The 10706-nt window shown below is 63.8% G+C and carries 10 protein-coding genes; all 10 read left to right on the top strand.

Going from position 1 to position 10706, the window contains the following annotated elements; translation table 11 throughout:
* Positions 1 to 196: 196 nt before the first annotated feature.
* The 10 genes from D886_RS0115910 to D886_RS0115860 all read left to right on the top strand — a co-directional run bounded on the left by D886_RS0115910 (position 197) and on the right by D886_RS0115860 (position 10671).
* On the top strand, positions 197 to 502 hold the full coding sequence (locus D886_RS0115910) for a hypothetical protein (RefSeq protein ID WP_027594870.1): 306 nt from the start codon (positions 197 to 199) through the stop codon (positions 500 to 502).
* 48 nt (positions 503 to 550) lie between these two features.
* Positions 551 to 1102: a YbhB/YbcL family Raf kinase inhibitor-like protein gene (locus tag D886_RS0115905; protein WP_027594869.1), complete on the top strand. Its 552-nt coding sequence runs from the start codon at positions 551 to 553 to the stop codon at positions 1100 to 1102.
* Between the two features lie 564 nt (positions 1103 to 1666).
* Positions 1667 to 2728: a 3-deoxy-7-phosphoheptulonate synthase gene (locus D886_RS0115895; RefSeq protein ID WP_027594868.1), complete on the top strand. Its 1062-nt coding sequence runs from the start codon at positions 1667 to 1669 to the stop codon at positions 2726 to 2728.
* A 79-nt stretch (positions 2729 to 2807) separates the two neighbouring features.
* Complete coding sequence (locus D886_RS0115890; RefSeq protein WP_027594867.1) at positions 2808 to 3089, top strand: peptidylprolyl isomerase; 282 nt, start codon at positions 2808 to 2810, stop codon at positions 3087 to 3089.
* 127 nt (positions 3090 to 3216) lie between these two features.
* Positions 3217 to 5052 carry an extracellular solute-binding protein gene (locus D886_RS0115885; protein WP_256215125.1) on the top strand — a complete coding sequence of 612 codons (1836 nt, stop codon included), beginning with the start codon at positions 3217 to 3219 and terminating at the stop codon, positions 5050 to 5052.
* A complete protein-coding gene (locus D886_RS0115880) occupies positions 5049 to 6107 on the top strand; it encodes a microcin C ABC transporter permease YejB (RefSeq protein WP_027594865.1) in 1059 nt (352 codons plus the stop codon). Before D886_RS0115885 ends, D886_RS0115880 begins: the two co-directional genes overlap by 4 nt.
* Positions 6107 to 7120, top strand: a complete 1014-nt coding sequence (locus D886_RS0115875; RefSeq protein ID WP_027594864.1) for an ABC transporter permease — start codon at positions 6107 to 6109, stop codon at positions 7118 to 7120. The genes D886_RS0115880 and D886_RS0115875 overlap by 1 nt, the downstream gene beginning before the upstream one ends.
* A gap of 140 nt (positions 7121 to 7260) precedes the next feature.
* Positions 7261 to 8031, top strand: coding sequence for a 3-hydroxybutyrate dehydrogenase (gene hbdH, locus D886_RS0115870; protein ID WP_027594863.1), 771 nt, complete (start codon positions 7261 to 7263; stop codon positions 8029 to 8031).
* A gap of 57 nt (positions 8032 to 8088) precedes the next feature.
* Positions 8089 to 8568, top strand: a complete 480-nt coding sequence (eco, locus tag D886_RS0115865) for a serine protease inhibitor ecotin (protein WP_027594862.1) — start codon at positions 8089 to 8091, stop codon at positions 8566 to 8568.
* Between the two features lie 144 nt (positions 8569 to 8712).
* Positions 8713 to 10671 carry an acetoacetate--CoA ligase gene (locus D886_RS0115860; protein ID WP_027594861.1) on the top strand — a complete coding sequence of 653 codons (1959 nt, stop codon included), beginning with the start codon at positions 8713 to 8715 and terminating at the stop codon, positions 10669 to 10671.
* Positions 10672 to 10706 lie beyond the last annotated feature (35 nt).

Below are 10706 nucleotides of genomic sequence, written 5' to 3'. Positions count from 1 at the left end.
CAGCCTTGTGCTGCGAAGAGGCCAGTGATAGCAGCGAAGATCTGTTGTGTGGTCACCGGCCTCTTCGCAGCACAAGGCTGCTCCTACACAGAAAAGGCGTGCTCCTGGCCTCTGGTGACCACCCGTCGCCCAGAGGGCACCGCGCCGCCCTGCTCCAGCCAAACGAATGACAGATCATCCGCACAGGAGATTCATCATGATCCGCATTCGCCCCCTTTCGCTGTGCCTGGCCTTGGCCCTGGGCGCCATCACCGGCACCAGCTTCGCTGCCACCGAACCCACCAATACCGACAGCCGCCCACAAACCGACCAGTCTGGCGGCAAGACCGCAGGTGACGGAAGCAGCGTCAACAGCCCCGGCAGCGGCCAGGACAACGACAGCAGCAACACCGGCACCGATGCCGCTGACGGCGCCAGTGGCGGCTCCAACAGCACCGGCGAAGCCACAGGTTCCGGTGCCGGCTACGATGGCGGCACCGCTGAGGACCAGGACAGCCGTTGAGGCTCGGCTGGACTACACTGCGCTCCATTGCCCTGCCAAGGAGTTGCCATGAACGCCAAACCCTGGCTGCTCGCTGCCCTGCTGCCTTTCAGCGTACTGGCCGCCGGGCCGGGCTCTGGCGCACTGTCGATCAGTTCTTCCTCCTTCACCGACGGTGGCGTGATCGCTCTGCAACAGGTCGGGCCAGACCCGGCCTGCGGCGCAGGCGAAGAACGCACCCCACAACTGAGCTGGGACAACCTGCCCGCCGGTACGCGCTCGCTGGCGCTGGTGATGTTCGACCCCGATGGCGGCAAAGGCCTGGGAGTGGTGCACTGGGTCGCCTACAACATCGACCCGGGCCTGGATGGCTTGAAAGAAGGCGTGGCCGGGCTGACCAGCCCTGCCGTGACGGTGGGGCGCAACTCCCGCGGTACCGCTAGCTACCGAGGCCCCTGCCCGCCCGCCGGGGACAACCCGCACCACTACGCGCTGACGTTGATTGCAACCGACCTCGAACCCGGCATCCTGCCAGCAGACCTGGACCGCAACGGGCTGCTGCAGTTGCTGCAAGACCATGCCTTGGGCGCGCAAACCCTGGTGGGGCGCTACGGCCATTGAATGAACCATTGCCCGCCATTACCGACAATGATCAACGTCACAGCATTTACCCATTGAACGCCGCGCCTGATCTGGAGTAAGCTCGGGCTCATTCACTGGAGAGCAACATGCCGAAACGCACCTGCAATCACGCCAACCACACCGGTCGCACCCTGCGCCCTGTGCTGGCCGTTGCCGGTTGCAAGGTCCCTGCCAGCTTTTATTTTGGGTATTGGTTTAGCCACTAGGCGCCGCTGATACCCACACGGCGCCCACTTTCGAGGGGCCGCCGAACATGAGAATACTCAAACCCCCGGTCGGCTCCCCGACCGGGGGTTTTGCTTTTCAGGCCTTTGAACATTACCGATTTACCTTGAGGACAGATTCATGAACTACGCCACTTATTACTGCGCAAACACCTATGCCTGGCGATTTAGCCAATCCCGTTCGGGCCAGCCTGCCGCCTCCGTTCGGTCCTTCAAGGGTGGCAACGCTGCAGCCAACACACCTACAACGATCTGTCGAACACCTCGATAGGGCCGACGACGCGGGCCAGAACCCGCCGTCCGCCCAGGGAAAAACGCCATGCAAGCCTCGAACCTCGCCCTGCCCCTGAACCAACCGCAAGCTGCCAATACGACCGTCAGCCAGCGCCTGCCCAGCCCCCACCTGCTCAAGCAGCAAATGCCGCTGTCCGCTGAGCTCACCCAGCAAGTCCATGCCCACCGCCAGGCCATCCGCGCCATTCTCGAAGGCCGCGACGAACGCCTTTTGGTAGTGGTAGGCCCCTGCTCGATTCACGACCCTCGCTCGGCCCTGGAATACGCAGACCGCCTGGCCGCGCTGAGCCGCGAAGTGGATGACAAGCTGCTGCTGGTGATGCGCGCCTACGTCGAAAAACCCCGCACCACGGTGGGCTGGAAAGGCCTTGCCTACGACCCGCACCTCGATGGCAGCGATGACATGCACGCCGGTATCGCCCTGTCGCGCGGCCTGATGCTGAACATGATCGAGCGCGGCCTGCCCATTGCCACCGAGCTGCTGCAGCCGATGGCCGCGGGCTACTTCGACGACCTGCTGGGCTGGGCCGCGATCGGCGCACGCACCACCGAGTCGCAGGTGCACCGTGAAATGGTCAGTGGCCTGGAACTGCCTGTGGGCTTCAAGAATGGCACCGACGGCGGGATCGGCATCGCCTGCGACGCCATGCGCAGCGCCGCGCACCCACACCGCCATTTCGGCATGGATGCGCAGGGCTACCCGGCCATCATCGAGACCCTGGGCAACCCCGACACCCACCTGGTGTTGCGCGGCGGCCATAAAGGCCCGAACTACGATGCCACGAGCATCGCCCAGGCCCGGCAGGGGTTGGCCAAGGTGGGGTTGCAGGCGCGGATCATGGTCGATTGCAGCCATGCCAACAGCGGCAAGGACCCAGCGCAGCAGCCCGCGGTATTCGAGGACGTGCTGGCACAGCGCGTGGCCGGTGACCGTTCGATTGTCGGCGTGATGATCGAAGGGCACCTGTTCGATGGCTGCCAGTCCCTGGGCAAAGGCGCACTGAAGTACGGCGTGTCGATCACCGATGGCTGCCTGGGTTGGGCGTCAACTGAAACCCTGTTGCGCGAGGCGGCACATAAACTGTAGGAAGCCGCTAGCAAGCCTTGCGAGACATTTCCCGAACAAGTGCGCTAGGCTTGCGTTTTTACCCTAAGGAGCAGTACCCATGGCACGTGCCACCGCCCGCCACATCCTGGTCAGCAGCGAAGACAAATGCAACGAACTGAAAGCCCAGATCGAAGCTGGTGCCGATTTCGCCGAAGTCGCCAAAGCCAATTCCACCTGCCCATCCAGCCGCCAAGGCGGCGACCTGGGCTCGTTCGGCCCGGGCCAGATGGTGCGTGAGTTCGATACCGTGGTCTTCAGCGCGCCGCTGAACGTTGTCCAGGGCCCGGTGAAAACCCAGTTCGGTTATCACCTGCTGGAAGTGACCAGCCGTCAGGACTGATACCAGGTTGTTCCTCTGGAACGACTCAACCTCTGTAGGAACAGCCTTGCGCTGTGAAGTGGCCCGGCCGGGCAATTTCGTTGACCGTGCTGACGCCTTCGCAGCACAAGGCTGCTCCTACAAGGGCTTGTTTCGCCTGGGCTGGCTCGTTCTGTTTCTGTGCTTTTCCGCCAACACCCACGCTGCACCCACCCATGCGTTGACTGTCTACGGCGAAGCCCCCCGCTACAACCAAAGCTTCCACCATTTCGACTACACCAACCCCAACGCCCCCAAGGGCGGCATATTGCGCCGCTCGGCCATGGAGATTGGCCAGTTCGACCATATTCTGCCGTACATCGACAAAGGCACCGGCGTCAACGAAGTCGATGGTTGGCTGTACGCGCCATTGGCCGTGCGCTCATTCGATGAACCCTACACCGTCTACGGCCTGATTGCCCGGCGCATGGAACGTGGCCCGGACGATGCCTGGCTGCGCTTCGAGATCGACCCTCGCGCCACCTTCGCCGACGGCAAACCGGTGCGCGCCGAAGACGTGCGCTTTACCTTCGAGCTGCTGATGAGCAAAGGCAGCCTCAAATACCGCACCCAGTTCGCCGAGGTCGCTGGGGTAACCGTCGAAGGCCCGCATCGCGTGCGCTTCGACTTCAGGCAACCCCATGGCCGCACCCTGCCCTTGGACTTGGCCAGCCTGCCGGTGCTGCCCGAGCATGACTGGCAACAACGCGATTTCGCCAACGGCGCCGGCTTCGACAAACCGGTCGGCAGCGGCCCGTACCGCATCGGCCAGATCGACAATGGCCGCAGCATCAGCTTTGAACGTGACCCAACCTGGTGGGCCAAAGACCTCCCTGTCAGCCGTGGCCGCTACAATTTCGACACGCTGCGCATCGAATACTTCGGCGACACCGAAGTGGCGCGGCAGGTGCTAAAAGGGGGTGGCTACGATTACAACCGCGAGTTTTCCGCCACGGCCTACACCCTCGGCTACAACGGCGCGCAGCTGGACGACGGCCGCCTGCAGCGCGCGCACCTGGGCCCGGCCAAACCGCAGGTTGCCCAAGGTTATGTGTTCAACCTGGACAAGCCGCCGTTTCGCGACCGCCGCGTGCGCCAGGCGCTGGGCATGCTCTGGGACTACGAGTGGAGCAACCGGCAGATGATGCGCAACCTCTACATCCGCCAGCAGAGCGTGTTTTCCAACACCCCACTGGCCGCCCGCGCATTGCCCGACGCCAGCGAACTCGAACTGCTGGAGCCGTTGCGCGGCCAGGTGCCGGATGAGGTCTTCGACCGCGTGTTCACGGCCCCGGTCACCGATGGCACGGGCATCGTCCGCACGCAACAGCTGCAAGCGTTAGCCTTGTTGCAGCAAGCCGGCTGGCACCCCGAGGGTGACCGCCTGGTGAACGCCCAAGGCGAGCCACTGGAATTCACCTTCCTCAACGGCCAGGCCGGCCTGGAACGCCTGCTGCTGCCATGGAAGCGCAACCTGGCGCAGATCGGCGTCACCCTGAACATCCGCAATGTCGACTCGGCCCAATACGTCAACCGCCTGATGGCGCGTGACTACGACATGATCGTGACCGGCTACCCGGTCACGCTGTCGCCAGGGGCGGAGCTGTACAACTACTTCGGTTCGGCAGCGGCCCACGACCCCGGCTCGAACAACCTGATGGTGCTGCAGGACCCTGCAGTGGACAGCCTGATCGACGGCCTGGTACGCGCCAGCACGCAAGCCGACATGCTGCGCCATGCCCATGCCCTGGACCGCGTGCTGCAGTGGAACTACTACTGGATCCCCAACTACTACCCGCCCGGCAGCTCCACGGCCTGGTGGAACCGCTTTGGCTTGCCCAAGGTTCAGGCCACCTATGACGAAGGCCTCGACACCTGGTGGGAAGTCAGCCCTACCCCGCTGACCAACGCGCAGATGGCCGAACGCCTGAAGGCCTCACCATGACGGCCTATATTCTGCGGCGCCTGTTGCTGATCATTCCGACGCTGCTGGCGATCCTGCTGGTCAATTTCGCGATCGTCCAGGCGGCGCCTGGTGGCCCGGTGGAGCAAGCGGTGGCGCGGCTGCAGGGTATCGGCGGCGGCGCACCAGGCGCCCGGGCCGAGGTGGCGCATGGCGAGTCACGGGCCACCCGCGGCCTGGACCCCAAGCTGATCGAGGCGATCAAACACCAATACGGTTTCGATAAATCAGCCCCCGAACGGCTCTGGCTGATGCTCAGCCAGTACGCCCGCCTCGACTTCGGCCAGAGCTTCTTTCGTGGGGCCAAGGTCACAGACCTGATCCTCGACAAGCTCCCGGTCACCCTGTCGCTCGGCTTCTGGGCCACGCTCATCACCTATCTGGTTTCTATCCCCTTGGGCATCCGCAAGGCGGTGCGCCATGGCAGCCGCTTCGATGCCTGGAGCAGCGCACTGATCGTGATCGGCTACGCCCTGCCCTCGTTCCTGTTCGCCCTGTTGCTGATCGTGCTGTTCGCCGGCGGCACGTCGCTGAACTGGTTCCCGGTGCGCGGCCTGGTGTCGGAAAACTTCGACCAGCTCAGCCTGCTGGGCAAGGTCGCCGACTATTTCTGGCACCTGGTGCTGCCGGTCGGCGCACTGGTGATCGGCGGCTTCGCCACCCTGACCCTGCTGACCAAGAATGCATTCCTTGACGAGATCTCCCGCCAGTACGTGGTCACCGCCCGGGCCAAGGGGCTGAGCGAGCGGCGCGTGCTGTACGGCCACGTGTTGCGCAATGCCATGCTGCTGGTGGTGGCCGGGCTGCCCCAGGCACTGATCACGGTGTTTTTTGCAGGTTCGCTGCTCATCGAAGTAATCTTCTCCCTCGATGGCCTTGGCCGGATGAGTTACGAAGCCGCCGTGTCGCGTGACTACCCGGTGGTCTTCGGCACGCTGTTCATCTTTACCCTGGCGGGTTTGTTGATCCGTCTGATCGGCGATGTGTGCTACACCCTGCTCGACCCGCGCATCGACTTCGACACGAGGGCCAACTGATGCTCTCGCCCGTGTCGCGCCGCCTGCAACGCTTTCGCCGCAACCGCCTCGGCTGGGTATCGCTGTGGCTGTTCGCAGCGCTATTGCTGCTGAGCCTGGGCGCAGAGCTGGTGGCCAACGACAAGCCCTTGCTGCTGGGTTACAAGGGCGAGCTGTACACCCCGGCGCTCAAGCGTTACACCGAACAGCAGTTCGGCGGCCAATTGCCGTTCCAGCCAGATTACCGCAGTGCCTACGTGCGCCAATTGATCGAGGCCCAGGGCGGCTGGATGCTGTTCGCCCCCATCCCCTTCAGTGCCGACACCCCTAACTACGACCTGCAAGTGCCCACCCCCAGCCCACCCAGTACCAGCAATTGGCTGGGCACCGACGACCAGGGGCGCGATGTGCTGGCCCGGGTGCTGTACGGTACCCGAGTGTCGCTGCTGTTCGCCTTTGCCTTGACCCTGGTCAGCGTGCTGATCGGCGTGACGGCCGGAGCCTTGCAGGGCTACCACGGCGGCTGGGTCGACCTGCTGGGGCAGCGCTTGCTGGAGGTCTGGTCGGGGTTGCCGGTGCTGTACCTGTTGATCATCCTTAGCGGCTTCGTCGAGCCTGATTTCTGGTGGTTGCTGGGGATCATGGCGCTGTTTTCGTGGCTGACCCTGGTCGATGTGGTGCGCGCCGAGTTTTTGCGCGGGCGCAACCTGGAATACGTCAAAGCCGCGCGGGCGCTGGGCCTGCCAGACAGCCAGGTGATGTTGCGGCACATTCTGCCCAACGCCATGAATGCCACGCTGACCTATGTGCCGTTCATGTTGACCGGGGCCATTACCACCCTGACTGCGCTGGACTTCCTGGGCTTCGGCATGCCGGCCGGCAGCGCCTCGCTGGGCGAGCTGGTGACCCAGGGTAAGCAGCACCTGGAAGCGCCCTGGCTTGGCTTTACTGCGTTTTTCGCGTTGGCGGTGATTCTGTCGCTGCTGGTGTTCATCGGCGATGCGCTGCGCGAAGCGTTCGATCCACATGGTTAATGCACGACCCCTGTAGGAGCAGCCTTGCGCTGCGAAGAGGCCAGTGAAAACCCTGTAAATATTAGCTGCTTTCACCGGCCTCTTCGCAGCACAAGGCTGCTCCTACAAAAAGACCCACAACCTGCACTGGGAGCATTCGCATGACCCTCAAAGGCAAGACTGCACTCGTCACCGGTTCCACCAGCGGTATCGGCCTTGGCATCGCCCAGGTGCTGGCCCGCGCTGGGGCCAACATCCTGCTCAACGGTTTTGGCGACCCGGCGCCGGCCATCGCCAGCATTACCAGCCATGGCGTGAAGGCCGTCCACCACCCCGCCGACCTGTCGGATATAGCGCAAATAGAGGCCCTGTTCGCTGTGGCCGAGCATGAATTCGGCGGTGTCGACATTCTGATCAACAACGCCGGTATCCAGCACGTGGCGCCGGTCGAACAGTTTCCCGTGGAGAGCTGGGACAAGATCATCGCCCTCAACCTGTCGGCGGTGTTCCATGGCAGCCGCCTGGCCCTGCCCGGCATGCGCGCACGCAACTGGGGGCGGATCATCAACATCGCTTCGGTGCACGGGCTGGTCGGCTCGACCGGCAAGGCCGCCTACGTGGCAGCCAAGCATGGCGTGGTGGGCCTGACCAAGGTCGTGGGCCTGGAAACGGCCGCCAGCAATGTCACTTGCAACGCGATCTGCCCTGGCTGGGTGCTGACCCCGCTGGTGCAAAAGCAGATCGACGACCGCGCCGCCAAGGGTGTAGACCCGCAGCAGGCACAACACGACCTGTTGGCCGAGAAGCAGCCTTCGTTGGCCTTCGTCACCCCCGAGCACCTGGGCGAGCTGGTACTATTTCTGTGCAGCGAGGCCGCAAGCCAGGTCCGTGGTGCCGCCTGGAATGTCGACGGTGGCTGGCTGGCCCAGTGAGGGCCGGCCACGACCTGGCAATGGTCTTGCACCCTTTTCAACTGCAAGGAGGCCTACATGCGCCCACTCCCACTGTCTGCGATCCTGACCTTGACCCTGGCTGCCGCCGCCCCGGCGATGGCTGCCAGCTTGAAGGATGTCGCGCCCTATCCCGAGGCGGAAAAAGGCTTCACCCGGCAGGTCATCCACCTGCCGGCCCAGGCCGACGAGTCGGCCTATAAACTGGAAATTCTCGCGGGCAAGACGCTCAAGGTCGACTGCAACCGCCAACGCCTGGCGGGCAGCCTCGAAGAACGCACGCTCGAAGGCTGGGGCTACAGCTACTACCGCCTGGACAAGGTCGGCGGCCCTGCGAGCACCCTGATGGCCTGCCCGGATGGCAAGAAGACCGATGCGTTCGTGCCGGTGGTCGGCGAAGGCTTCATGCTGCGCTACAACAGCAAGTTGCCAGTGGTGGTGTATGTGCCCAAGGACGTCGAAGTGCGCTACCGCGTGTGGTCGGCCTCGCAAGACGTGCAGAAGGCTAAAGTGGAATAAGAAGCTCGCATCACGCTGACAGGTAGGAGCAGCCTTGCGCCGCGAAGAGGCCAGTAATAGCAGCGAAGATTTACTGTGTTTTCACTGGCCTCTTCGCAGCGCAAGGCTGCTCCTACCCCCTCCCGCAACCACTGGAGGTTCGCCATGAACGACGTACTCTGGAGCCCCTCCACAGCGCAGATCGAGGCCAGCCGGATGGTTGCGTTTCGCCGCTGGGTCAACCTGCGCTACAACCTCGAATTAAACGACTACCAGGCACTGCACCGCTGGAGCATCGAGCAGCGCTCAGCCTTCTGGCAAAGCCTTGCCGAGTACTTTCACGTTAACTGGCACCAACCACCGAGCCACGTGCTGCGCGAAGGCCCGCAAATGCCCGATGCCCAGTGGTTCAGCGGCGCCACCCTGAACTACGCCGAACACCTGCTGCGCCGGCGCGACGACCGCCCGGCATTGATCGCCGTACGCGAAGACGGCCAGCGCCGAGTGCTGAGCCATGCGCAGTTGGCCGCCGAGGTCGCGGGGCTGCAACGGGCGTTCGAGGCCTGCGGTGTGAAACCGGGCGACCGCATCGCTGCCATCATGCCCAACACCTGGGAAACCCTGGTAGCCATGCTGGCCTGCGCCAGCCTCGGCGCAATCTGGTCCAGCGCTTCACCCGAGTTCGGCGTGCACGGCATCATCGACCGATTCGGCCAGATCAGCCCCAAATTGCTGATCGTCTGCGCCGGTTACCACTATGCCGGCAAGGTCATCGAACAGGTCGACAAGGTCAACCAGGTCTGCGCCCAATTACCAGGCCTTGAGCAACTGATCGTGGTACCCCATACCCGCAGCGGGACCCGCGCCGACGAATTCCACGCGTCCCGTGTCGACCTGTGGGAGGGCTTTTTCCAGCCCGGGGGCATGCCTCGATTCACCCCGCTGCCGTTCGATCATCCGCTGTGCATCCTCTACTCCAGCGGCACCACCGGCGTACCCAAGTGCATCGTCCACCGCGCCGGTGGGGTGCTGCTGCAGCACCTCAAGGAACACGGCCTGCACAATGACCTCAAGGCCGATGATGTGCTGTTCTACTACACCACCTGCGGCTGGATGATGTGGAACTGGCTGGCCAGCGGCCTGGCTGTAGGTGCCACACTGGTGCTGTATGACGGCTCGCCCTTCCACCCCGGGCCAGCGCGGCTGCTGGACTTGATCGATGCCGAGGGCATCCATGCCTTCGGCACCAGCGCCAAGTACCTGGCTGCACTCGAACAGGAAGGCCTTGAGCCTGCCGCCACGCACCGCCTGACCAGCTTGCGCCTGCTGCTGTCGACCGGCTCGCCACTGTCGCCGCACAGTTACGATTACGTTTACCGCAAGATCAAGGCCGATGTATGCCTGGCCTCCATGTCCGGTGGCACCGACATCGTCGCCTGCTTCGTGCTGGGCAACCCGACGCTGCCGGTGCATCGCGGCGAAATCCAGTGCAAGGGGCTGGGCATGGCGGTGGAGGTCTGGAACGCGCAAGGCCAGAGCGTGTATGACGAAAAAGGTGAACTGGTGTGCCTGCAGCCGTTTCCGTCCATGCCGCTGGGCTTTTGGCACGACCCCGATGGCAGCCGCTACCACGCGGCCTACTTCAGCCAGTTTCCGGGGGTCTGGGCGCAGGGCGACTATGCCGAGCAGCGCGCCAGCGGTGGCCTGATCATCCACGGCCGCTCCGATGCCGTGCTCAACCCTGGCGGGGTTCGCATTGGCACGGCAGAGATCTACCGCCAGGTGGAGAAGGTCGAAGAGGTGCTGGAAAGCGTCGCCATCGGCCAGGACTGGCAAGGCGATGTACGGGTGGTGCTGTTCGTGCGCCTGCGCGACGGCCTGCAGCTGGATGACGCCTTGCGCCAACGCATTCGCCAGGTGATACGCCAGTACACCACGCCGCGCCATGTGCCTGCGGTGATTGCCCAGGTCAACGACATACCGCGCACCATCAGCGGCAAGTTGGTGGAGCTGGCGGTACGTGATGTGGTTCATGGCCTGCCGGTGAAAAACACCGACGCCCTGGCCAACCCGGAGGCGCTGGAGCAGTTTCGCGACCACAACGCGCTGCACAATGAGGCATAATGGCGCCCTTTTTTTACCCCGAAGCACAGGTGTCC

Source organism: Pseudomonas sp. LAIL14HWK12:I7 (assembly GCF_000483465.1).
Taxonomy (GTDB): domain Bacteria; phylum Pseudomonadota; class Gammaproteobacteria; order Pseudomonadales; family Pseudomonadaceae; genus Aquipseudomonas; species Aquipseudomonas kermanshahensis.
This window is presented reverse-complemented; position numbering and strand designations above follow the sequence as displayed.

Coding starts and splice junctions, on each gene's coding strand:
- D886_RS0115910 (WP_027594870.1), top strand. CDS start 197: ATGATCCGCATTCGCCCCCTTTCGCTGTGCCTGGCCTTGGCCCTGGGC.
- D886_RS0115905 (WP_027594869.1), top strand. CDS start 551: ATGAACGCCAAACCCTGGCTGCTCGCTGCCCTGCTGCCTTTCAGCGTA.
- D886_RS0115895 (WP_027594868.1), top strand. CDS start 1,667: ATGCAAGCCTCGAACCTCGCCCTGCCCCTGAACCAACCGCAAGCTGCC.
- D886_RS0115890 (WP_027594867.1), top strand. CDS start 2,808: ATGGCACGTGCCACCGCCCGCCACATCCTGGTCAGCAGCGAAGACAAA.
- D886_RS0115880 (WP_027594865.1), top strand. CDS start 5,049: ATGACGGCCTATATTCTGCGGCGCCTGTTGCTGATCATTCCGACGCTG.
- D886_RS0115875 (WP_027594864.1), top strand. CDS start 6,107: ATGCTCTCGCCCGTGTCGCGCCGCCTGCAACGCTTTCGCCGCAACCGC.
- hbdH (WP_027594863.1), top strand. CDS start 7,261: ATGACCCTCAAAGGCAAGACTGCACTCGTCACCGGTTCCACCAGCGGT.
- eco (WP_027594862.1), top strand. CDS start 8,089: ATGCGCCCACTCCCACTGTCTGCGATCCTGACCTTGACCCTGGCTGCC.
- D886_RS0115860 (WP_027594861.1), top strand. CDS start 8,713: ATGAACGACGTACTCTGGAGCCCCTCCACAGCGCAGATCGAGGCCAGC.